We start from the raw sequence: 22,836 nt of genomic DNA, 5'->3' as shown, positions 1-22,836 counted from the left end.
AATACTAAATATTTCTAAAAGCAGTAGATTTTAGTTATTTTTAAAGAAAGAAAATGCATGAAAATGAAGAAATTTGCTATGCGTTACTGGGTTAAAGTAATCTTTATTTTAACTTTTTTTAATGGGTATTCTCAAAACACGAATTCTCAGAAGAGCATTAACAGAAATGCTTTTTCCGAAAAGATATACCTTCAGCTTAGCAATACTATTTTCGCTACCGGAGAAACCATTTGGTTCAAAGCCATTGTGACCAATACCTTAAATGTTCCATCGAAATTAAGTGGTATTTTGCATGTAGAGCTTATCGATTACGATGAGAACATTGTAACCACAAAAAAGCTCAAGTTAGAAAATGGTCTGGCCTATAGTTTTTTCGAGTTAAGTGATAAGCTTTCTCCAGGACGTTATTTGGTAAGGGCCTATACGACGTGGAATAGTAATTTTGGGTCGGATTTTGTTTTTAAACAGTATATCGATGTATTCAAGTTAAATTTTAAAAGAAAGCAAGACGTTGTATCAGATTTAGTGTTAACTGAGATAGGAGCAAATGAGCTAAAAATAACTGCAAAAATACACCCTGAAACCCTAAAACGAGATTACAAAAAGGACTTAAGAATATATCTTGCTTCAGAAGCATTACAGGATTCCATAGAGGTTAAACCTGTTAATGGACAATATGCAATTGAGTACGTTGTTCCTAAAGACCTATTTAAGATAGAACTTAAGGTAAAGCTAGAGGATACCAAATTAAAAAACCGAAAACGTAAGGTAGAAAGCACCTATTCTAAAACTATTGTACTTAATAACGACTTTATAGACCTGCAATTTTTCCCAGAGGGCGGAAAGATGGTAGATGGTTTTACAAATAAAGTGGCCTATAAATCTATTAATGGTGAAGGTTTAGGAGCCGAAGTTAGCGGTTACATTGTTGATGAAATCGATAGTATAGTTACATCCTTTTCAACCAACAAAATAGGTATGGGTTTTGTGTTCTTTATGCCCGATAAAAATAAGACCTATTATGGAAAGATAATGGGGGCTGATAAACTAGCTTATAAATACCCTTTGCCAAAAGTGATGGAAACCGGATATCTCTTGAGAGTAGGAGAAACGAGTGAATTTATGGGCTTGAGCATAAAGAGCAATATAGAAACCAAAGACAGTCTTTATGTTGAAGTTAAAAGCCGCGGGGTATTAATCCAAAAGCATCCTTTTATTTTAGAGCATGGAAAACATGAAGCCCTAGTAAAGAAAACCGAACTCCCCAATGGTATTGTTGGCATAACACTTTTTAATAGTGATAACCTCCCTGTTTGCGAACGTTTGTTTTTTAATTTTGATGAAAGTAGTTTACTCAATATAACAGCAAGCACAGATAAAGAGGCTTACACCAAGCGTGATAAAACGGTTTTAAACCTTAATATTACAAATAAGGATGGTAAATCCGTCCCAGCAAACTTCTCTACTCTGGTAATGGATAAGGACAAATTAGCTGCAAACCGAAATTATCAACCCGACATATTATCTTATTTTTTGTTACATTCAGAATTAAAGGGTTTTATAGAAACCCCAAGCATATATTTTGATAAAAAGAATATTTACAGAAAACGTGATTTAGATGCGCTTATGCTCACACAGGGTTGGCGAAATTATGTGTTTAATAACAACGATACCAATTTTAGTTTCGATATAAAGCCAGAGGTGGCTATGCAAATCTCAGGAAATATACGCTCTGTTTTCAACAAGAATAAAGCGCCTAAAAAACGCGTAGATTTAACCATGCTCACTTCAGGTAAACCGCCAGGGATATATACGCAAACCGTAGACAGTATTGGGAATTTTGTATTTAACTTAAGAGACCATTATACAGACGAGCTCGAAATATTAATACAATCGGCAAATAAAAAAGGAAAGGCCAAAGATTTTGATATTAACATAGATAAACCTTTACCAGCTCCAAAGATTTTTTTCGAAAGGGCAGAAGCAGTGGCATTACCAGATACGGTTATTTCTGAAATTTTAAAGTTAAAAACAGAGGAAAAAAGAGCGGCGGGAGGTTTTAACCTCTCTGATGATACTGTAGAGCTCGATGCCGTGCAACTCACGGGGTACAACGTTACCCCAGAACGCGAGAAGCTTTTTAAACTGCACGGAGCACCCGATACGGTTATTGAGAATGAAGAACTGATTCAAGAGGAAGAACAATGGATGTCTGGGCTTTATGACCTACTCCGGGTAAAATTTCCTGATGATATTTATTTCGAAAATGTACGTTATCCTTCCGAAGCTTTTGGAGTTAAACAAGATCCTTCTTTTACTCCAGTAGATACTATTGTTCCATCTCTTGAAGTTCCTAAAATTGCAGAAACTAATGTTGCTTTTGTATTTATTGATGGGGAAATAGTAGAAGGAATAGACTACCCATTGTTGCCGTTCCTCTCCGTAGAAAACATTAAAAGTGTTGAAATATTAAGAAAACCAAGTGGAGCTGTTTTACACTATTTTCAAGAGGCTTTCCCAAGAAATGATCTTTTTGATAGACCCGCTATACCTTTAGTTGGGATTATAAGTATTTATACTTATGGAGGTGTTGGCATGTCTGCTCTGTCATCACCAAAAGGGATATACAAAGGAAAAATTTTGGGTTTCTCAACCAAACGGGAGTTTTATGTGCCTAAATATGATGTTTTAAAACCAGAAGATTGGGATATACCAGATTTGCGGCCGGTGATTCATTGGGAGCCTTCAATGACGTCCAATAAGAAAGGCGAGGCGCAACTGGAGTTTTATAATGACGACAGCACAGGCGATAAACTTATTCTCATTGAAGCCATTACCCAAAATGGGAAATTGGGCTATTTTGAAACTTCCTATACTGTAGAAAAACGATTGGAAAATAATTAAGAGATCAATTTCACAACGTCCTTAGCAAAGTAAGATGCTATAATATCGGCACCAGCACGCTTAAACGCCGTAGTAGTTTCTAGCATAATCTGGTCATGGTCTAGCCAACCTTTTTCGGCTGCAGCTTTTATCATGGCATATTCCCCAGATACTTGGTACACGGCTACAGGAACATACACTTCATTTTTAATTTCTCTAACAATATCTAAATAAGAAATCCCTGGTTTTACCATCACAATGTCGGCGCCTTCATCAATATCCATTTCGGTTTCTCTAATAGCTTCAAACCTGTTGGCGTAATCCATTTGATAGGTTTTTTTATCTTTTGGAATATCTTGGATATCCACAGGGGCAGAATCTAAGGCATCTCTAAAAGGCCCATAAAATGCCGAAGCATATTTTGCCGAATAACTCATAATCCCTGTATTGGTAAATCCTTCGTCTTCCAAAGCCTCGCGAATGGTTAAAATACGGCCATCCATCATATCACTTGGGGCTACAAAATCAGCTCCAGCTTGCGCATGAGATATACTTATTTCTGCCAAAACTTCGGCAGTTTCATCGTTTATAATTTGTCCGTTTTCAATAATACCATCATGTCCGTAAACTGAATATGGATCTAATGCCACATCTGTCATTACTAACATATCCGGACACACATTTTTAACAGTTTTGATGGCACGTTGCATGAGTCCGTTGGGGTTTAGGGCTTCTTTTCCTGCATTGTCTTTTAAGTTGTCTGGTACTTTTACAAAAAGTAACACCGATTTTAAACCTAGTTTCCAAAGTTCTTTTACTTCACCCTCCAACAAATCTAAACTATAACGAAAGTAATTTGGCATCGATGGAATTTCATCTTTAATGCCTTTACCTTCCACTACAAAAAGAGGTACTAAAAAATCGTTTGGTGTTATAATGGTTTCACGAACTAATGAGCGAATGGCTTCGTTGGTTCTTAGTCTTCGGTTTCTTCTAAGAGGGAACATATTACTTTTTTTAAAATCCAAATTTACGATTAAAATCGTCTGCTAATTTCATTATTTTTTTCGAAGCCTTAAAACGATATCCAATATAAAACTCCAAATAAGGGATAGTATCATCCTGCCTTGTATATCGGTCAACATTGTGTTCTAATATTAACAAGCTATAATTAATGCCGCCAAAAAAAGTTTCAGAATTATAACCTATAACAGCTCTGCCAGAAAACTCATAAAGCGCTGAGGTTAGACTACCATCGCCAATAATCGAACTATGATTTATGCCTATTCCAGCAGAGGCTCCAACCGAGAATAGAAAGTTCTTATGGATGCTTAAATTATAGTAGTAAGATGGACCGATAGCAACATCATAAGAACGGGTGTCTTCATTAAAACCATTGTCATTTAGGGTATATTTAGTGTAGTAGTAATAAAGTCTGGGAATAAAACTTCCTGCGCTTTTGGTTTGCCACTCATTTTGAAAACCAATGGCTCTGAAAGAAAATTTTTTGTTAAGTATATATGAAGTTGAACCTCCAATTTTAAACGTTTTAATTCCTGATATGCGTACTCTTTCGTTATTAAGAATAAGATCAAACCCTTTTTGGTTATACAAATCTATAGTTTGCATCCATTGACTTTGAAACATTCTGAGGTTTAGGTTAAAGAGTTTTGAGTTTGCGTTGTCTCTATTTGACTTTAGAAATTTTGGTGAAAAACCATAATCAATCTCTACGCTCCTAAAAAGTATAGATGCACCAAAATAATCCCTGACATTTGGTTTTAACTGGTATTTTAGGCCTAAGTCAGAATCATTAATGTAAAAGCTATTTGAAGTGTTAATGATAGATAATCGCGTACTTATTTTATCTTGAAACTGCGTTATATATTGATTTTTAACAATACTATCATTTTGTGAAAAAGATAGTGAAGCACAGAATAATATTACATTTAATATGTAAGCCTTTATATCCAATCCACAGGATTTTTTAGAACTTCAATCAATTTTTCTTCTTCACTACCAGGTTCTGGCTGATGGTCATAAACCCATTGTACATGTGGTGGTAAACTCATTAAAATACTTTCAATACGTCCGTTGGTTTTCAATCCAAACAAGGTACCTTTATCGTGCACTAAATTAAACTCTACATAGCGGCCACGACGGATTTCTTGCCAGTTGCGTTGTGCATCTGTATATGGTAAATTTTTTCGTTTTTCAACAATAGGTACATAAGCATCAAGAAAACTATCCCCAACTTGGGTGACAAAGTTATACCAATTTTCCATGGTCATGTTATCTGAGGTTTTGCAATAATCAAAAAACAAACCGCCAATACCTCGTCCTTCATTTCTATGAGTGTTGTAAAAGTACTCGTCGCAACGTTTTTTATATGTTGGATAAAACTCAAGATTGTGTTTATCGCAAGCTGTTTTACAAGTTTTATGGAAGTGTTTTGCGTCTTCTTCAAATAAGTAATATGGTGTTAAGTCTTGTCCACCACCAAACCAGCTATCAATAATCTCTCTTTTTTCACCTGTGCTTAGCGGAGTTGAAGGGTACATTTCAAAATAGCGCCAATTGGCATGTACGGTTGGTACCATGGGGCTTTTAGGATGGATTACTAAACTAAGCCCACAAGCAAAAAAATTGACATCACCTACTTTAAAATACGCTTGCATGCTTTTTGGTAATTTACCATGTACCCCCGAAATATTTACGCCACCTTTTTCAAAAACATCACCATTTTGTATAACTCGGGTTCTTCCACCACCACCCTCGGGGCGTTTCCAAATATCTTCTTGAAATTTGGCTTTACCATCTATTTCTTCCAATTTAGAAGTAATGGTGTCTTGTAAATCTTGTATGTATTGATAGAATTTGTCTTTCATTAGGATTCTTTTGGGTTGAGTAATTCAACTGTTTTTACTGATGCCGCTGTAACCGATAGGGGTAAAACCAATACAACACCTACAACCGGAATGAATAATAGTAGTAAAAAAATAATACCATTGCCAATGCTAATGCCTTTATGCCTTCTAACAAATTGTATACTTTCTTTATAAGTAAAATGGCGTTCAAGCGTGTAATCCATGTTACCAAAACCAGCATAATAGGCCTGCATTAAAAAGAGCAAAATAGTAGAGAATATGTTAACTATTGGGATGAATTTTAAAATCAAAATAGGAATTGTTAAAACTAGTTCCATAATCAGGTTTCTAACATTAATCCTAATACCTCTCCACAATTGTTGCGCAAATGTTGTGTCTCTATGAGAATGTAAAGGGTTTCCAGTTAAGTGCGCTTCAATTTTTTCGGATACGGGACTCATAAATGGTGCCGACAATGCCATTATGACGTGTTTATAAAGAATAAGACCAATAACAATAATTATTAGTCCAGAAATAATTCTGTAAGTTATTTTCAACCAGTTAGCACCTCCCCAACTTGGTAAAATACTAGCAATCCAATTGCTAATATTATCTGAAAGATTATATGCTGAAAAGAAAATGACAAGAGCAGTAACAAAGCTTATAAACATAGGAATTGCAAAATATTTCCATAGTTTTAGTTTTGATATTAAACCAAAGGCTCCAAAATATGCTTTAATTCCTGAAATGATACTCTTCATCATATTTTAAACTGCAATATCTTCCTTTATAGCTTCAGCCGCTTTTTCGTTTTTGGTTCTTGACCAAATAGCCAACCCAAACGTTAAAACACCTAGTCGGCCAATAAACATAAGTATGATAATTACTAGTTTGCCAAAACTATTAATATCACCTGTAATACCTGTACTTATACCAACAGTACCAAGTGCCGAAGCTACTTCAAAAAGAATATTTTCAAATTTTAAATGGTTAGTAATAGTAATTAAAAATGTGCCTATCAAGATAATTATAGTATAAAAAATAAAGGCTGAAGTGGCAATATATAATCGTTCATAGGGAATAATTCTACCCAAAAACGTAATGTTTTTACTGCCTTTAAGTTGACTTTTTAAAATGGCAAAAACAGCAGTTAATGTTGTGATTTTTATACCCCCAGCAGTACCTGAAGGTGACGCTCCAATATACATTAAAAAGATACAAATAAGCATCATGGCTTGGGTAAAAATGCCAAAGTCTACGGTATTAAAACCAACGGTTGTCATGGCTGTCATGGTTTGAAAAAAAGAGGCTAAAAAACGTGAACTGCCCGACAATTGAGATATACTAGGTTCAAAAAAATAGAAAAATAAAGTTCCTGATGTTAGTAAGATTAAAAACCCCCAGAGTACAATTTTAGTTGTAAAACTAAGTTTGTGCGACTTCTGTTTTATCCATAAACCAAAATCTGTTATTACAATAAACCCCATAGACCCACAAATAGCTAACATGGATATGATAAAGTTTATAAAATGGTCATCTGCATAATCCATGAAGCTATTGTTAAACAAACTAAATCCTGCAGTACAAAAGGTGCTTATACTATGAAAAATTGAAGACCAAATAGCTTCAACAATAGGCATACCTTTACCCTTAAAGGCAATAAAGAAAAGTACAGCACCTATAAGTTCCATAATTAATGTGAATAGAATTACAGATTTAATAAAATCATTAATTCTTATGGTTTTTGGTAATGTAAATTCTGTAGATAGTATTTTTTTGTGCCAAAAGGTCATTTTACGTGTAGTAGACAGCAACATGAAGGTTGTAAAGGTTAAATATCCAATACCTCCTAGTTGGATAAGTATCATGATTATAAACTGCCCAAAGACATTGTAGGTATCAAATATTGAAATAGTAACTAAACCTGTTGTAGAAACAGCCGAAGTGGCTATAAATAAATGGTCTAATAGAGAGGCGCTTTCCTTTTGAAATATGGGTAAACACAATAATATGAAACCCAACAAAATATATGTAGAAAAGCCATAGAATAAATTTTGTTGCGGGCTCCATCCTTTTTTGATAAGGGTGTATTTTTTTGCCAATTGTTTAAATTTATTGGGCATGACTTAAAGTTTTGATATCTTAATTGATAAAGATATACTTTTGTGCTTTACAATTATGAAGCCTTATATTCTTTTACAGCATCAATAAATGCTTTAGCATGGTCTAAAGGTATGTTTGGCAAAATGCCATGACCTAGGTTTACAATGTATTTATCTTTGCCAAAATCGTTAATCATTTGAGTTACCATTTTTTTGATGTCTGCAGGAGGGGATAATAATCTTGATGGGTCAAAATTTCCTTGTAAGGTAATGTTTCCACCAGTTAAATAACGGGCGTTTCGTGGAGAACACGTCCAATCTACACCTAAAGCCGAGGCGTTACTTTTGGCCATCTCGCCAAGCGCAAACCAACAACCTTTTCCAAAGGCAATTACTGGGACATCATCTTTAAGAGCTTCAATAATCTGATTGATATATTGCCATGAAAATTCTTGGTAATCTGAAGGAGATAACATGCCTCCCCAAGAATCGAATACCTGTACGGCGTTAACACCAGCTTTTACTTTTTCTTTAAGATAAGCAATAGTGGTATCGGTTATTTTTTGAAGCATTTGATGAGCTGCTAACGGATTTGTAAAACAGAATTCCTTTGCTTTGTCAAACGTTTTGCTGCCTTGACCTTGTACACAATAACAAAGAATCGTCCATGGTGAACCTGCAAAACCGATTAAAGGAATATCATCATTTAACAATTCTTTAGTTGCTTTTATGGCTTGATATACATAATCTAATTCAATAGTTACATCTGGAACAATAACATTATCAACATCTTTTTGAGAACGCACAGGGTTTGGTAAATAAGGTCCGAAATTTGGTTTCATCTGTACCTCAATATTCATAGCTTGAGGAATTACTAAAATATCGCTAAACAAAATAGCGGCATCCATTCCATATCTACGGATGGGTTGCACAGTTATTTCACTTGCTAATTCGGGAGTTTGGCAACGTGTAAAAAAGTCGTATTTCTCACGAATAGCCATAAATTCTGGTAAATAACGGCCTGCTTGACGCATCATCCATACTGGTGGACGGTCTACGGTTTCACCTTTTAATGCTCTTAAAAATAAATCGTTCTTTATCATAGTTAGCGTTTAGCTTTTGGCTTTTAGCTATTAGCTAAAAAGCGTTAACTGTTTTTAATTTTATTTATTAAACTATTTATCATTTTTGCTTTTTTTTGGACTAAAGTAAAAATGGATACTAGTTCTTTTTCTTCTATAAATTTTAATTCTAGCTCAATTACTAGTTGGGTTTCTACTTCGAATAAAGAGCCAATTGCTATCTCAAGAAAGCGTTTAAACGCTACTTCACTATATCTGCTTTACCAGTTGAATCCCGTTCTTCCATATGTCTAGTTTTCTGAAATCTCTCATTACGATTTGCCGTTAGCTGTTAGCGATTCTTTTGTTATAACTGTTGAGCCAATAGCTAAAAGCTAGGAGCCAAAGGTATTTAAATATAATGTTCATTCACTAATTCAATAACACTTTCAACCGTTGGTACTTTAGCAATTTTTACTTTTTTAAAGTGTTTTCTTGCTTCTTTTGCAGTTGTTTCGCCTATACAAAAAGCAATAACATCTTTATCATTCTTTTGCTTGTAACTTTGAACGGTTGATGGACTATAAAACATCACACTATCTACAGTATCATCGAGTTCTACCGCATCAAATTTAGTTTGATAGGCTTCTACTTCATGCACTCTTATATGATTTTCTTCCAAAACAGTAGGTAAATCATCTAATCTTAAATTACTACAGAAGTAGGTAACTTCAGTCCCATCAATAAATTCAACAAGATATTTAGCTAATGCTTTAGCATTTTTTTCAGAATGTTTAACCTTCCCAATTTTGTTTTCAACTAGGCGCTTGGTGCGTCTTCCTACGCAATAAATATTTTTAAAGCGTAATTCTTCAGATGAAAAATTAGTTAATAATGCATCAACAGCATTTTTACTGGTAATGATTACGTTTTGAATTTCTTCTTTTACAATATGATTGTGAATTCTATTGGGGTTTGTTTTTATGAAATCTGAACTCTCTGCTTTTACATTTTCATTAAACAACAAACGTTGGTCTTCTGTTAAGGATTTGGTGGAATATACATTGGTTTTTTTGCCTTCACTTTTAATATAGTCCATTAGGCGTTTACCACCTCGTTCAATGATATAGTTAGAAGCATATTCAGCAATACCTTGATGTCTTCCTAATTTTTGAACACTTTTTACCTCAATTTTTTTAGAACCATCTTTACTTAAAAGTACCCCTTTAAAAGTAACTTCATCATCTTTAATTCTAGCTAAAGCACCAATAGGTGCTGTGCAACCACCTTCTAGTTTATTTAAAAACTCACGCTCTATAGTGGTACAGATTTTGGTTTCTTCGTGGTTTAATTGGGTACAAGCCTCTATGGCAAAATCATTATCTTGATGTGCAGCAATCATAATTGCACCCTGAGCAGGTGCAGGTATCATCCAATCTAAATTAATGGATTCATCGGGTCTAATGCCAATTCTACCAATACCCGCAGCAGCAAAAATAGCACCGTTCCAATTATTATCTTTTAATTTTTGAAGACGGGAATTAACATTACCACGTAAATCTACAATGGTGTGGGTTGGGTAGCGGTTGAGCCATTGAGCACGTCTGCGTAAACTTCCAGTAGCCACAATGGCTTCCTTGGCACTTAAAAACTCTTCATTATTTTTAAAAACAAGAGTGTCGTTAACATTACCACGTTTTAGAACAGCTACTTGTTTTATGCTTTTTGGCAAGATAGTAGGGACATCTTTAAGGGAGTGTACGGCAATGTCTATATTGTGATTTAATAAAGCAATATCAAGGGTTTTTGTGAAAATACCAGTAATTCCTAACTCATAAAGCGGTTTGTCTAGAACAATATCGCCAGTAGATTTCACAGGAACTAGTTCTGTTTTATACCCTAAATTTTCAAGAAGTTTTTGTACGGTTTTAGCCTGCCATAGAGCTAATTCACTATCGCGCGTGCCAATTTTTATAATTTTAGACATTGATTTTTGAAGGTTCTTCTAGTTGAAACACTTTTTTTATGAGCTCCAAACTATCGTCTGTTGAAATATTGTCATCCTTCAAATGATGAGCGAAGTGGTTTGTGATTTTTTGGATGATATTGTTACTAATAAGTTCAGCTTGCTCTTCATTAAAGTCTGATAATTTTTTACGTTGCGTATCTAACTCTGCAGTTGCAAAATTAGCAAGTTTGTGCTTTAAAGCTTTAATAGTAGGGGCAAACTTTCTGGTTTCTAACCAAGCGTTGAAGTCATCATTTACTTCTTTAATGATTTCTTCGGCTTGAGGTATATACGCTTTGCGTTTCTCTAAAGTCTCATCGGTCATTTGAGACAAGTAGTCTAAATGCACTAGGGTTACGTTTGATAATTCCACAACGTTTTCATCTACATTTTTAGGTATAGATAAATCAAGAATTAACAAAGGCTTTTTAGACTGAATAAGGTGCTTATCAACAGTAGGACGGTGTGCTCCTGTAGCTACGATTAAAATATCTGTATTGGAAATTTCTTCCTGAAGATTGGCATAGTCTTTAACTATTAAATTGAATTTGCCAGCAATCTTTTCAGCCTTGTTTTTTGTTCTGTTAATAAGAGTTATGAGCTCATTTTTGGTATGCTTCACCAAATTTTCACAGGTGTTTCTACCAATTTTACCAGTTCCGAAGAGTAAAATATTTTTATTAGAAACATTCTGGATGTTTTTCAATATGTATTGAACTGATGCAAAAGACACTGATGTAGCTCCCGAGGACAATTCAGTTTCAGTTTTAATACGTTTACTTGCTTGTATGACAGCATTTATCAAACGTTCTAGAAACGGATTAAGTAAATTATGATTTTTAGATAGGTTAGTGCTCGATTTTAATTGACTAATAATTTCAAAATCACCTAAAATCTGGCTATCTAGTCCAGAACCAACTCTAAACATGTGATTTATGGCTTCTTTGTTTTTATACACGTAAGCCACTTTTTGAAACTCATCAACAGTTCCTTCGGTATTATCACAAAGTAATTTTATTAGTTGAAACGGATGTTCTGAAAAACCGTAAATCTCTGTGCGGTTACATGTAGAAGTTACTACAAGACTTTCAATATGATTGTCCTTGGCTTGTTGCAATAAATCAATTCTAGCATCATCACTTAAACTAAAATGACCACGTATTTTAGCATCGGCCTTTTTGTAACTTAAACCAATTGCATAAAAGTTCTTGTTCCTAGAAATGTTATACCTGTGCATATTTAACTAGACTATACGAAGCAAAAATAGAATCATAGTTTTAAAAAAAGTAACGCTCAAAGAACTTTTAGTATCGCTTTAAGTTTTTTAGAGTTTTTTTGTAAAAAAACATGACAAATGTCATATTTTTACAGTGAAATCAGTAGTTTTCAAAGCTTTAATATAGAATGATTCTAAATAATATAAAAAAATGGACAACAAAATGGGTGTAAAAAGTGTCGCAGAAAGTTCCTTTAATGAAACAAATGTAGATGAAGGTGTTTTTGTTTTAACGTTTAAAAATGAGAAAAATGTAGTTCAAAGTGTTACAAAAGAGATAGATAGCTCTTTTATTCAATTTCATTTTTGTGTTAAGGGTATTGCTAAGTTTGTTTTCAATCAAGGACACTATGTTTTAGATATCCACGAAGAAAATTCTTTGTTACTATATAATCCGCAACGGGAATTACCTATTAATTTGCAGGTAGAGCCTAATTCATGGATGGTATCTATTTTGATTTCAATTAAAAAATTTCATGGCTTATTCTCTACAGAAGCAGATCACATTTTGTTCTTAAATGAAGAAAACAAAGATAAGAAATACTATAAGGATGGAGTGATTTCACCCTCAATGGCTATTGTGCTTAATCAATTAATAAATTATAATTTAAGTAGTTCTATAAAGCATATCTACTTCAAAGGGAAAGCTTATGAATTATTGAGTTTGTATTTTAATAGAAGTGAAGATGCCGATGTTGAACAATGCCCCTTTTTGGTTGACGAAGCTAATGTTATTAAGATTAGAAATGCTAAGGATATTATTGTGTCTAGGATGGCAGAACCTCCTAGTTTACAGGAATTAGCTGATGAAATTGGACTAAATTTAAAGAAACTTAAAGAAGGCTTCAAGCAAATTTATGGCGATTCTGTATTTAGTTTCTTGTTTGATTATAAAATGGAAGTTGCAAGAAAGTTATTGGAAGCTGGAGAGGATAACGTTAATGAAGTTGGGCATAAGGTTGGTTATAGTACCTCAAGTCATTTTATAGCTGCTTTTAAGAAGAAATATGGTACTACGCCCAAAAAGTATATTATGTCTTTAAATTAATTTATATTCTGTTTTGTAAGTGTGTTTTCTTTAATTTAGGTATTTTTTGGTATATTTATTTCTTTATAGCATAAATCTATAACCCAAAACTACTTAAAAATGAAATTTTTATCACCTGAAATTGAAGCTTTATATAAGCTTTATTATGGAAACACAAATGAAAAATCTTTAATTAGACAAAGTTCTTCTTGTGGTATTTTTCAAGACTGTAATTATTCTGAGAAAAAACCTTTTCCTTTTTATCAGAAAACACAAAAGAAATCATAGTTTAAATCTATAATTCTAGCTTTTAGTTAAGAATTTGTGTTGTATTTTTACAACATGAAAAAAGGTGTTTTACTTGTAAATTTGGGTTCTCCAGACAGCCCTAACCCTAAAGATGTTAAAAAATATCTAGGGGAGTTTTTAATGGACGAAAGAGTTATTGATATTCCATACACTGCCAGAGCACTCTTGGTAAGAGGTATTATTTTAAAAACGCGTCCAAAAGCTTCAGCGGCAGCCTATAAGAAAATTTGGTGGCAAGAAGGATCTCCACTCATTGTTATCTCAAAAAGACTTCAGGATAAAATTAAAAATCAGGTTGATATCCCTGTAGCTTTAGCAATGCGATACGGTAGTATGACCATTGAAAAGGGTTTGAAAGAGCTGGTTGAGCAAGGCGTAAAAGAGGTGCTTTTATTTCCTCTGTACCCACAGTTTGCCATGGCTACAACCGAAACTATTTTGGTTAAAGCCGAGGATATAAGGAAAATGCATTTCCCCAATTTGAAAATAGAGTCTGTACCTGCATTTTATAATAAATCAGATTATATTGAAGTGCTTTCAAAATCAATTCAAAGATATTTAAAAGGGAAGCCATATGAACATTTACTATTCTCTTACCATGGTGTTCCTGAACGACACATAAGAAAAAGTGATATTTCAAAATCGCATTGTAAAATAAATGGAAGCTGTTGTGTAACCCCAAGTAAAGCTCATGAATTTTGCTATAGACATCAGTGTCTAGAAGTTACTAGATTGGTGGCTGAGAAGCTTCAGTTAAAGGAAGGTAGTTACTCAACATCTTTTCAATCTCGTTTAGGATTCGATCCGTGGTTACAACCTTACACAGATAGAACTATTGAACGTTTGGGTAAAGAGGGTATAAGAAATATGGCCATTGTAACACCTGCTTTTGTGAGTGATTGTCTTGAGACTTTGGAGGAAATAGCTATGGAAGGTCAAGAGATTTTTCATGAAATGGGCGGAAATGAGTTTACAACCATTCCTTGTTTAAATGATGATGATGATTTTGTAAATTTATTGTCTAAATGGATATCAGACTGGAATAAAAACTAAAGTATATGGATTATTATTTCTACCTTAAAGCGTTTCATCTCATTTTTGTAATTACCTGGTTTGCAGGTTTGTTTTATATTCCAAGGCTTTTTGTATATCAAATTGAGGCTCTTGAAAAACCATCACCAGACAGAGATATTTTAGGTAAGCAACTTAAAATTATGGCAAAACGCTTATGGTATATTATTACATGGCCATCAGCCATTTTATGTACTGTTTTTGCTATTATATTATTAATAATAAATCCAGCTTTATTACAACAATCATGGATGCACGTAAAGTTGTTTTTTATAGTGTTATTATTTGTGTATCACATTTTAACTCATAAATACTATAAACAGTTACAGACAGATACTTGTAAAAAATCGTCTAGCTTTATGCGTATATGGAATGAGGGAGCCACTTTTATCTTGTTTGCAGTTATCTTTTTAGTAGTTTTAAAGAGTAGTATTAATTGGATTTGGGGCATTATTGGAATGCTCATTTTAGCAGTTCTAATTATACTAGGATTTAAACTGTACAAACAATTTAGGGAGAAAAATCCTGACGCATAATAAAACGCTAAATTCTAATCTCTTTATTTTAAATTGATAAAAATCTTTTTGGTTTTTAATTTTTTTTAAATTGTAATTTAACGCAATGTCTTTTGGTGTGATAATTGCTATATTTAAACATTAAATAACCAAATGAACTTAAAAAAGCTCTCCTTACGTACCCGTATTTTTTTGGCCATGATACTGTTGGTTTTAATGGCATCGGTACTAATTTCTGCGGTAGCTATTTACCAGTATAAAGAGCAAAGTCATGATTACCATAAAGCACGTTTAGAGCGTAAAGAACAAAATATTCAAACAGACCTAAAGCAGTTTCTTAATGGTCGTTATAATACTTGGGAAGTTAAAACAGAAAATCTTCCTTATATTTTTAAAGATGAAATTTATAATATTGCCAATATCCATAAACTTCAAATTAATCTCTATGATATGGATGGAGGGCTTTTAATTTCATCAAAGGCGAACTTACAAGGAGATATAGAAGAAAAATGTATAGATGCCGAAATTTTAAATGCCATTTTCAATACCGTTGAATTTAATAGCACCTTAGAAATTTCAAGACACAGATATGTTCATGATCTTAATGAAAATGGGGAGTCTTTTCAATCTTCATATACATTTCTATTAGATAAAAATTCCAAGCCATTAGCAATATTAAACCTTCCGTATTTAGAGAAAAGTGATTTTCTTGAGATGGAACTTATGGAGTTTTTAAAGCGTATTGGGTTTGCTTTTATATTAATACTCTTAGCAGCAATAGCTATTGCCTTTTTACTATCTAAATTTATAACAAAATCATTGCAAAATATCAGCGATAAAATTATTTCTACAAGATTAGAAAAGCGCAATAAAAAAATTGAAATTGGCGATACTAGTGATGAAATATCCATTCTAGTAAACTCTTATAATAGTATGATTGATGAGCTTGAAGAAAGTGCAGTGCAATTGGCAAGAAGTGAGCGTGAACAAGCTTGGAGAGAAATGGCTAAACAGGTGGCCCACGAAATTAAAAATCCGCTAACCCCTATGCGATTGACGGTACAGAATTTTCAAAGAAAGTTTGACCCCACAGATCCTAATATCAATGCAAAATTAGATGAATATAGTAAAACCTTAATTCAGCAAATAGATACTATGAGTTCCATAGCATCGGCCTTTTCAAATTTTGCTAAAATGCCGGCGCAACAAAATGAGACCCTGAATGTAGTTGAAATCATAAAATTGGCCCTGGATATTTTTAATGAGGATTACATTATTTTTACTTCAGATTACAAAGAAATTATCGCTAAATTTGATAGGACTCAACTTATTAGAGTAGTGACTAACTTGGTAAAAAATGGTATTCAAGCAATACCCAAAAATCAAACACCAAGAATAGCCATTCATGTTACTACTAAAGATGATAATGTTTTGTTAACGGTAGCAGATAATGGCTCTGGTGTTTCAGAAGAAAACAAAAACAAAGTGTTTGAGCCCAAATTCACCACAAAAACCAGTGGTATGGGCCTTGGGTTAGCTATGGTAAAAAACATTGTAGAAACCTATAAAGGTACCATAACGTTTGAGTCTATAAAAGATAAAGGCACTACGTTCAAGGTGATATTTCCAAAAGAGTAAAATGCCTGCTGAAGCAGGAATTTCATAATCCATAACCATTAATTATGAATTTCAAAAACATACTAACCGAATACGATAATAGCATTACAACCATTACTATCAATCGTCCTAAAAAACTCAATGCTTTAAATCAAGAAACCATTAATGAGTTACATCATGCTTTTAAGGAAGCTGATTTAGATCAAGATACAAAGGTTATTATAGTAACTGGTAGTGGTGAAAAGGCCTTTGTTGCTGGTGCTGATATAAGTGAATTTGCAGATTATACGGTTGAAGAAGGTGAGTATTTAGCAGCTAACGGACAAAAAATACTTTTCAATTTTGTGGAGAATTTATCAACGCCTGTAATTGCCGCAGTTAATGGTTTTGCTTTAGGTGGCGGATTGGAACTGGCTATGGCTTGCCATTTTAGAGTAGCTAGTGAAAATGCCAAAATGGGCTTACCTGAAGTGTCTTTGGGAGTCATTCCTGGTTATGGTGGTACGCAACGTTTAACCCAATTGATAGGTAAAGGGCGTGCTATGGAAATGATTATGACTGCAGGCATGATTGATGCTAATAAAGCTTTGAATTATGGGTTGGTAAATCACGTTACATCTCAGGAGGAATTGCTATCTCTTTGTGGAAAAATAGCTAATAAGATTACCCAAAATTCATCAGTTGCAATTGCAACTGCCATAAAAGCCGTTAATGCTTGTTTTCAGGAGGGGAAAGATGGTTTTGAAGTGGAGATTAAAGGGTTTGGTAAAAGTTTTGGAACCGAAGATTTTGCTGAGGGTACCACAGCCTTTTTGGAAAAACGTAAGGCTAATTTTCCGGGGCGGTGATTAATATTTTCAGGGCTCTTAAGGCTTATGAAGTAAAAAATCTTGTTTATTTATCAAAAGTAATTTAAAAACAGTTCTTTTTTAGAGGTTAAATTTACTTATCACATAAATCTTTATACATGAATCAAAAGTATTTATAGTATCGTATTTAATATTCTCTATAGAGTTTAATAGGCCTTCGGTAAATCCTTTACGGGAATAGTTCTTATAATTGCTATAATGAGCAGTGAATCTTTGATCAAGCCATAGCAACAAATTTTGCTTAAAACTATTGGGTTTACAGAATCCACAGATTATAGTCGTTTCTGAAATACTAATTATCTTTTTTAATAGTTCTGTTGACGCTTCCCAATCTAACACATGAAATAATAAACTGGCAATGGAATAGTTTTTTTCAAGCCCAATTAAAGGTTCTTTAACTATGTCTGAAATTCTAAATTCAAGATTTTGAAATTTGGCTATATGAGCTCGTTTTGAGGCATATGAGATTAAGTTCTCTGATTTATCTATACCTATTCCACAAGTAATCTTATTGGAAAGCTTAAAAAGTAGATCTCCACTTCCACATCCAAAATCAACTACTGTTGTATTTGGCTTAACCAAATCTACTATCTGACTACGCAACGGGGTTAAGTATTTATCTGCAGTACTTGCCTTAATGACTCCTTTCATTTAATACTAAATAATTTTAATAGTTGTTTTAAGCAGTTAACGAAGTTCTGTATTTTATTACTGAAATTCAAATTGTTAATAACCCAATTTTTATTTAACATTATTAGGTTCAAATAATGGTTAATTTTAACAAGTCTGGTACTCCCAATAACTTTTAAAATTTAGTATTATGAACCCCAAGTCTGTTATAAAAGGACGTGGCGCACAGCTTAACGTCCCTAATCGTTTCTTTGAATTAAGTCATGAAATGCGTGATGATTTTCTTGAATATTGCCAAAAAGAAGGCGAACAAGCTGATAAAAATAAAACACGCTATCTGGAGGTATTTCCTAAAACCATAGTAAATAAAGTAACTAGTCCAGATATAGGGATGTCATACTCCATGAATGCATATCAAGGTTGTGAGCATGGTTGTGTGTATTGCTATGCCAGAAACACACATGAATATTGGGGTTACAGTGCTGGTTTAGATTTTGAAAGACGAATTTTAGTAAAAAAAGAGGCGCCAAAATTACTAGAGGCTTTCATACAAAAGAAGCACTGGAAAGCGCATCCTATAGTAATGTCTGGCAATACCGATTGCTATCAACCTGCCGAACAAATTTATAAAATAACCAGACAGTGTTTGGAAGTGTTTTTAAAACACAAACATCCTGTAGGTATCATCACCAAAAATTCACAGATCTTACGTGATCTTGACCTAATAAAGGAACTGGCTAAGAATAATTTGATAGCTGTTAATCTATCTGTAACATCACTTTCAGAAAAAACAAGACGTGTTTTAGAACCAAGAACAACCACCATAAAAAAGCGTTTGGAAACTGTTAAAACCCTTACAAATAATGGTGTTCCAGTAAATGTTATGATAGCACCAATTATTCCATCAATAAATAGTCATGAAATTTTACCATTAGCAAAAGCGGCTTCAGAGCATGGTGCTAACGCCATAGCACACACTTTAGTTAGACTCAATGGAGCTATTGGTGGTATTTTTACAGATTGGATTAAGAAGACGTTGCCTGATAGTGCTGATAAAGTGTTGCATCAAATTGAAAATTGCCACGGAGGTACTTTAAATGATAGTAGATTTGGAACTAGAATGCGAGGTGAAGGCAAAATAGCAGAACAGATTACAAACCTAATGCTCTTAGCAAAACGGAAATACTTTAAAGAAAAGCGCATGCCCAAACTTAATTGTGATTTACATGAGCAACACAAAACCAGGCAGCTAAAGTTTTTTTAAAAAGAAAGCGGGCTTAAATAGGCCCGCTTTTAGAAACTTAACAAAATAAGAACTACTTGAGTAAACTATTTATTAATGTATTTTATAAATTCTCTATCGTTAGAAGCAAAAACTAATTTGTATTCCCCTTCATAAAGCTTAAAAGCTCTTTCTATGTTTTGAATACCTTCAATAGTTTCTGTGTATAACAATTCTGAAACACCATTATAAAGACCGTATATTTTAACAGATAACGGTTCTTTGTTTGGTGCTAATTTAGTGATATACACTAAATCATACTCCTCTCTAACATACGGTTTAAATACTGTAGTCTCCTTTTCTTTTTTAAAGGTTACTGCACTAGATTTTACAGAAAAGGGAATAGAATTAATTTCCATATCCTTATCTATTTCAAAGAAATACTCTCCATCAGGTAGGTCGGTTAAATCAAAACCTTTATTATATGTACCAGTCTGTTCAATAATTTCTTTATATAGAGTAGTACCGTAACCATCTTTAATAGAAAGTAAGTCTCCTTCTTTTGCATTAGTAATTGTTAATGCTGTTGCTCTCAGATCTCTTCCATAATTAACTAAAGACATCTCGTTTGCGTAACCTATAACCGTAGCCATCATTGCTACCATTAAGATTCCTTTTTTAGTGTTTGAAAATACGTTTTTCATGATTTGGTTTTTAACGTTTTACACTGCAAATGTATAGTAGATAAATAGTGTGTAAAACATTGAAATTGATGAATTTATGTCCTATATTATCTGTTAAATGTATAATAAGTTTGTGTTAAGTTAAAATAGTATATTGTAGGGTTAATAATACATACTTTTAAGAAAAGGATTCTTTCATGATGTTGTTAGTTTTATTTTGATAGCAGTTATAGAATTAAAAATTCTATTATGAAATTGTATTGCTTGACTTGAGAAAGTTAAATTACTTTTATTACAATACAGCTAAAGTAAAAGGAGTTTATAAGAGAGGAGAGGTTGCCAAAAAAGAAAACAAAGAAGTTATGTGTAAATTTTTGATAAAAAAAAAGTGGGCTACCACAGCCCACTTCTACCAACTAAACTAAATAAGACATTAAAACTAATTATTAATGAATTTTGTAAAATATTTATTATTAGAATTTAATACTAATTTATAATTTCCCGCTTTTAGCTTATAAACTTTCTCAATAACACAAGTATTTGTAACGGTTTCAGTATATAACAATTCACCACTATTTTTGCCAAATAGGCTTATTGTAAAAGGTTCGTAGTTAGAATCAATTTTAGTAATGTATAACATATCTTTTTTAACAACTACTATGGGTTTGTTGTATAGAGTTTCTGATTCTTTATTGAACGTTACCTTATTATGAGATACCGAAAAAGGAATGGTTTTAATTTCAACATCTTTTTCTAGTTCAAAAAAGTAAATACCATCTGGTAGTGCTCTTAAGTCAAACCCTTTTGAGTAAACTCCTGATTTTTTAATTAACTCCTTATATAAAGTAAGACCGTTAGCATCTTTTATTGTAAGTGAGTTACCTTCTTTTACGTTTTTAAACGTTAAGGAAGTTCTTTTAGCATCTTTTACAATTAATTCACCGTCATTAGCAAAACCCATAACCGTAGCCATCATTGCTACCATTAAGATTCCTTTTTTAGTGTTTGAAAATACGTTTTTCATGATTTGGTTTTTAACGTTTTACACTGCAAATGTATAGTAGATAAATAGCGTGTAAAACATTGAAATTGATTAATTTATGTCCTATATTATCTGTTAAATGTATAATAAGTTTGTGTTAAGTTAAAATAGTATATTGTAGGGTTAATAATATATATTTCAAAGAAAAACACTATGAGGATACGTGTCTTATTCCTTTGGGTAAAAACCATTGTTATCAACGATAAATCAAAAAATATTTAAGCAGAAGATCTTAGCAAAGTTTTTTGTTATTAAACGAAGTAAGTTTTTAATTGTTGAATAAAGTTCATGCAAAAAAAAGTGGGCCACCACAGCCCACTCTACCAACTAAACTAAATAAGACATTAAACTAATTATTAATGTATTTATGAAATCTTTTTATTCTTAAATTGAAGTAAGACCTTTGATTTTCTTTGCTTCAATTATTGTTTCATAACTTAACTAAAACTTTATGGTACAAATATATGTTACATATTAGGGTCAAAAAACATCAATTTTAGCTAATTTATATGCTATATTAACAGTTAAGGATTTGTTAAATAGCTTTAAAGTTAATTTAACACACGTTTATGGTAATTATATGTATAATGTACGCATAATATATTGTAATTTTGCACACAAAAGATTACCCAATATGATAACTAAGAAACCTACATTTAAAAAGTTGTCACCAACTTTTGGTAATTCTATTTTGGTGAAACAACACAACGATAAGCAAGATAGGAGTGAAATGTTCTGGCATTTTCACCCAGAAATAGAACTTATATACGTAAACAGAGGACAGGGAAAAACACACATTGGCAATCACTTGTCCTACTTTAATAATAGCCAACTTATCCTAATAGGGTCAAATTTACCACATAATGGTTTTACAGATAGATTAACAGCTGCTGGTATTGAAACCACTATTCAATTTAAACCAGAATTTTTAGGTGAAGATTTTCTTAATAATGTGCCAGAAGCAATTGCGATAGCGTCTTTATTTGAAAAAGCCAAAAATGGTATTAAGTTTGGAAGAGAGGCTAAGGATGCGGTAGGAAAAAAAATTGAAGATTTAGAAAACCATACAGGCTTTGAAAGGGTTTTGAAACTTTTGGAAATATTGCAATACTTAGCTACTACAGAAGATTATACCATTTTAAATGCCGATGGCTTTGTATTTGAAGCAGAACCTCAAGATACTGATAAGATTAAGACCATTTATAAATATGTAAATGTCAATTTTAAAGAGCATATAGCCTTAGAAGATATTGCTAACAAGGTGAGTATGACAGTACCTGCTTTTTGTAGATATTTTAAGAAAACTACTGGAAAAACGTTTACCCAAGTGGTTAATGAGATTAGAATTGTACATGCTACTAAGCTACTTAATGAAAGTCAGTTGAGTATTGCTGATATCTGTTTTGAATGTGGATTCAACAATTTTTCACATTTTAATAAACAGTTTAATGAAGTTATAGGTAAAAGTGCCTCTAATTACCGCAAGGAAATTAAGCAAATAATTGGTTAACTTAACCTTAAGTTTATAAATTTCAAGCTCTAAAATAATCAATATCTTTTAGGGCTTTTCGTCTTACATCGTAATATCTTATATTTTTCTTAAAAAACTAATTATATTACGGTAAAGGGGTTTTATTAGTTTATTTTTAAAATA

21 protein-coding genes are annotated in these 22,836 nt (G+C 32.8%); 9 read left to right on the top strand and 12 right to left on the bottom strand.

Annotated elements, in window-relative coordinates; genetic code table 11:
* Positions 1-63: 63 nt before the first annotated feature.
* Entirely contained in the window at positions 64-2,904 is a 2,841-nt protein-coding gene (locus E1J38_RS03865; RefSeq protein ID WP_133355756.1) for a hypothetical protein, read from the top strand.
* Here the strand turns inward: E1J38_RS03865 and hemB are convergent.
* The 9 genes from hemB to hemA all read right to left on the bottom strand — a co-directional run bounded on the left by hemB (position 2,901) and on the right by hemA (position 12,158).
* On the bottom strand, positions 2,901-3,890 hold the full coding sequence (gene hemB / locus E1J38_RS03860; RefSeq protein WP_133355757.1) for a porphobilinogen synthase: 990 nt from the start codon (positions 3,888-3,890) through the stop codon (positions 2,901-2,903). The two genes, E1J38_RS03865 and hemB, sit on opposite strands and share 4 nt — an antisense overlap.
* 10 nt (positions 3,891-3,900) lie before the next feature.
* Entirely contained in the window at positions 3,901-4,857 is a 957-nt protein-coding gene (locus E1J38_RS03855) for a DUF4421 family protein (RefSeq protein ID WP_133355758.1), read from the bottom strand.
* The gene (gene hemF, locus E1J38_RS03850) at positions 4,848-5,771 is read right to left on the bottom strand and encodes an oxygen-dependent coproporphyrinogen oxidase (RefSeq protein WP_133355759.1); all 924 of its coding nucleotides are present in this window, start codon (positions 5,769-5,771) and stop codon (positions 4,848-4,850) included. Before hemF ends, E1J38_RS03855 begins: the two co-directional genes overlap by 10 nt.
* Positions 5,771-6,514 (bottom strand): EI24 domain-containing protein, encoded by a 744-nt coding sequence (locus E1J38_RS03845; protein WP_133355760.1) that lies wholly within the window; start codon positions 6,512-6,514, stop codon positions 5,771-5,773. Before E1J38_RS03845 ends, hemF begins: the two co-directional genes overlap by 1 nt.
* A 3-nt stretch (positions 6,515-6,517) precedes the next feature.
* Entirely contained in the window at positions 6,518-7,873 is a 1,356-nt protein-coding gene (locus E1J38_RS03840; protein WP_133355761.1) for a TrkH family potassium uptake protein, read from the bottom strand.
* 53 nt (positions 7,874-7,926) lie between these two features.
* Complete coding sequence (gene hemE / locus E1J38_RS03835; protein ID WP_133355762.1) at positions 7,927-8,955, bottom strand: uroporphyrinogen decarboxylase; 1,029 nt, start codon at positions 8,953-8,955, stop codon at positions 7,927-7,929.
* 44 nt (positions 8,956-8,999) lie between these two features.
* On the bottom strand, positions 9,000-9,149 hold the full coding sequence (locus E1J38_RS15195) for a four helix bundle protein (protein WP_255449785.1): 150 nt from the start codon (positions 9,147-9,149) through the stop codon (positions 9,000-9,002).
* Positions 9,150-9,325: 176 nt separating this feature from the next.
* Positions 9,326-10,900: a hydroxymethylbilane synthase gene (gene hemC, locus E1J38_RS03825; protein WP_133355763.1), complete on the bottom strand. Its 1,575-nt coding sequence runs from the start codon at positions 10,898-10,900 to the stop codon at positions 9,326-9,328.
* Positions 10,893-12,158 carry a glutamyl-tRNA reductase gene (gene hemA / locus E1J38_RS03820; protein ID WP_133355764.1) on the bottom strand — a complete coding sequence of 422 codons (1,266 nt, stop codon included), beginning with the start codon at positions 12,156-12,158 and terminating at the stop codon, positions 10,893-10,895. The genes hemC and hemA overlap by 8 nt, the downstream gene beginning before the upstream one ends.
* Before the next feature lie 190 nt (positions 12,159-12,348).
* On the opposite strand from hemA, the gene E1J38_RS03815 reads away from it, so the two are divergent.
* From E1J38_RS03815 to E1J38_RS03795, 6 genes are all read left to right on the top strand, one after another.
* Positions 12,349-13,245 (top strand): helix-turn-helix transcriptional regulator, encoded by an 897-nt coding sequence (locus E1J38_RS03815; protein ID WP_133355765.1) that lies wholly within the window; start codon positions 12,349-12,351, stop codon positions 13,243-13,245.
* 99 nt (positions 13,246-13,344) lie between these two features.
* Positions 13,345-13,512 carry a hypothetical protein gene (locus tag E1J38_RS15065; RefSeq protein WP_186525810.1) on the top strand — a complete coding sequence of 56 codons (168 nt, stop codon included), beginning with the start codon at positions 13,345-13,347 and terminating at the stop codon, positions 13,510-13,512.
* A 54-nt stretch (positions 13,513-13,566) separates the two neighbouring features.
* Complete coding sequence (gene hemH / locus E1J38_RS03810; RefSeq protein ID WP_133355766.1) at positions 13,567-14,586, top strand: ferrochelatase; 1,020 nt, start codon at positions 13,567-13,569, stop codon at positions 14,584-14,586.
* A 5-nt stretch (positions 14,587-14,591) separates the two neighbouring features.
* On the top strand, positions 14,592-15,140 hold the full coding sequence (locus E1J38_RS03805) for a CopD family protein (protein ID WP_133355767.1): 549 nt from the start codon (positions 14,592-14,594) through the stop codon (positions 15,138-15,140).
* 132 nt (positions 15,141-15,272) lie between these two features.
* Positions 15,273-16,757, top strand: a complete 1,485-nt coding sequence (locus tag E1J38_RS03800) for a sensor histidine kinase (protein ID WP_133355768.1) — start codon at positions 15,273-15,275, stop codon at positions 16,755-16,757.
* 44 nt (positions 16,758-16,801) lie between these two features.
* Complete coding sequence (locus E1J38_RS03795) at positions 16,802-17,584, top strand: enoyl-CoA hydratase/isomerase family protein (RefSeq protein ID WP_133355769.1); 783 nt, start codon at positions 16,802-16,804, stop codon at positions 17,582-17,584.
* 81 nt (positions 17,585-17,665) lie between these two features.
* Here E1J38_RS03795 and E1J38_RS03790 read toward each other — a convergent pair whose 3' ends face one another.
* The gene (locus E1J38_RS03790) at positions 17,666-18,256 is read right to left on the bottom strand and encodes a class I SAM-dependent methyltransferase (RefSeq protein WP_133355770.1); all 591 of its coding nucleotides are present in this window, start codon (positions 18,254-18,256) and stop codon (positions 17,666-17,668) included.
* Positions 18,257-18,425: 169 nt separating this feature from the next.
* On the opposite strand from E1J38_RS03790, the gene E1J38_RS03785 reads away from it, so the two are divergent.
* Positions 18,426-19,499, top strand: coding sequence for a PA0069 family radical SAM protein (locus E1J38_RS03785; RefSeq protein ID WP_133355771.1), 1,074 nt, complete (start codon positions 18,426-18,428; stop codon positions 19,497-19,499).
* 65 nt (positions 19,500-19,564) lie between these two features.
* On the opposite strand, the gene E1J38_RS03780 is transcribed toward E1J38_RS03785, so the two are convergent.
* Positions 19,565-20,161 carry a hypothetical protein gene (locus tag E1J38_RS03780; RefSeq protein WP_133355772.1) on the bottom strand — a complete coding sequence of 199 codons (597 nt, stop codon included), beginning with the start codon at positions 20,159-20,161 and terminating at the stop codon, positions 19,565-19,567.
* Between the two features lie 418 nt (positions 20,162-20,579).
* A complete protein-coding gene (locus E1J38_RS03775) occupies positions 20,580-21,164 on the bottom strand; it encodes a hypothetical protein (RefSeq protein WP_133355773.1) in 585 nt (194 codons plus the stop codon).
* Between the two features lie 652 nt (positions 21,165-21,816).
* Here E1J38_RS03775 and E1J38_RS03770 point away from each other — a divergent pair.
* Positions 21,817-22,692, top strand: a complete 876-nt coding sequence (locus E1J38_RS03770; RefSeq protein ID WP_133355774.1) for an AraC family transcriptional regulator — start codon at positions 21,817-21,819, stop codon at positions 22,690-22,692.
* Positions 22,693-22,836 lie beyond the last annotated feature (144 nt).

It is taken from the genome of Seonamhaeicola sediminis, from assembly GCF_004358095.2.
Classification (GTDB): domain Bacteria; phylum Bacteroidota; class Bacteroidia; order Flavobacteriales; family Flavobacteriaceae; genus Seonamhaeicola; species Seonamhaeicola sediminis.
This window is presented reverse-complemented; position numbering and strand designations above follow the sequence as displayed.

Bases quoted from the DNA above. Each gene is read 5' to 3' on its own strand.
- E1J38_RS03815 (WP_133355765.1), top strand. From the start codon at position 12,349: ATGGACAACAAAATGGGTGTAAAAAGTGTCGCAGAAAGTTCCTTTAAT.
- hemA (WP_133355764.1), bottom strand. From the start codon at position 12,158: ATGCACAGGTATAACATTTCTAGGAACAAGAACTTTTATGCAATTGGT.
- E1J38_RS03800 (WP_133355768.1), top strand. From the start codon at position 15,273: ATGAACTTAAAAAAGCTCTCCTTACGTACCCGTATTTTTTTGGCCATG.
- E1J38_RS03780 (WP_133355772.1), bottom strand. From the start codon at position 20,161: ATGAAAAACGTATTTTCAAACACTAAAAAAGGAATCTTAATGGTAGCA.
- E1J38_RS03770 (WP_133355774.1), top strand. From the start codon at position 21,817: ATGATAACTAAGAAACCTACATTTAAAAAGTTGTCACCAACTTTTGGT.
- hemF (WP_133355759.1), bottom strand. From the start codon at position 5,771: ATGAAAGACAAATTCTATCAATACATACAAGATTTACAAGACACCATT.
- E1J38_RS03785 (WP_133355771.1), top strand. From the start codon at position 18,426: ATGAACCCCAAGTCTGTTATAAAAGGACGTGGCGCACAGCTTAACGTC.
- E1J38_RS03865 (WP_133355756.1), top strand. From the start codon at position 64: ATGAAGAAATTTGCTATGCGTTACTGGGTTAAAGTAATCTTTATTTTA.
- E1J38_RS03790 (WP_133355770.1), bottom strand. From the start codon at position 18,256: ATGAAAGGAGTCATTAAGGCAAGTACTGCAGATAAATACTTAACCCCG.
- E1J38_RS03845 (WP_133355760.1), bottom strand. From the start codon at position 6,514: ATGATGAAGAGTATCATTTCAGGAATTAAAGCATATTTTGGAGCCTTT.
- E1J38_RS15065 (WP_186525810.1), top strand. From the start codon at position 13,345: ATGAAATTTTTATCACCTGAAATTGAAGCTTTATATAAGCTTTATTAT.
- hemH (WP_133355766.1), top strand. From the start codon at position 13,567: ATGAAAAAAGGTGTTTTACTTGTAAATTTGGGTTCTCCAGACAGCCCT.
- E1J38_RS03805 (WP_133355767.1), top strand. From the start codon at position 14,592: ATGGATTATTATTTCTACCTTAAAGCGTTTCATCTCATTTTTGTAATT.
- E1J38_RS03840 (WP_133355761.1), bottom strand. From the start codon at position 7,873: ATGCCCAATAAATTTAAACAATTGGCAAAAAAATACACCCTTATCAAA.
- hemE (WP_133355762.1), bottom strand. From the start codon at position 8,955: ATGATAAAGAACGATTTATTTTTAAGAGCATTAAAAGGTGAAACCGTA.
- hemC (WP_133355763.1), bottom strand. From the start codon at position 10,900: ATGTCTAAAATTATAAAAATTGGCACGCGCGATAGTGAATTAGCTCTA.
- E1J38_RS03795 (WP_133355769.1), top strand. From the start codon at position 16,802: ATGAATTTCAAAAACATACTAACCGAATACGATAATAGCATTACAACC.
- hemB (WP_133355757.1), bottom strand. From the start codon at position 3,890: ATGTTCCCTCTTAGAAGAAACCGAAGACTAAGAACCAACGAAGCCATT.
- E1J38_RS03775 (WP_133355773.1), bottom strand. From the start codon at position 21,164: ATGAAAAACGTATTTTCAAACACTAAAAAAGGAATCTTAATGGTAGCA.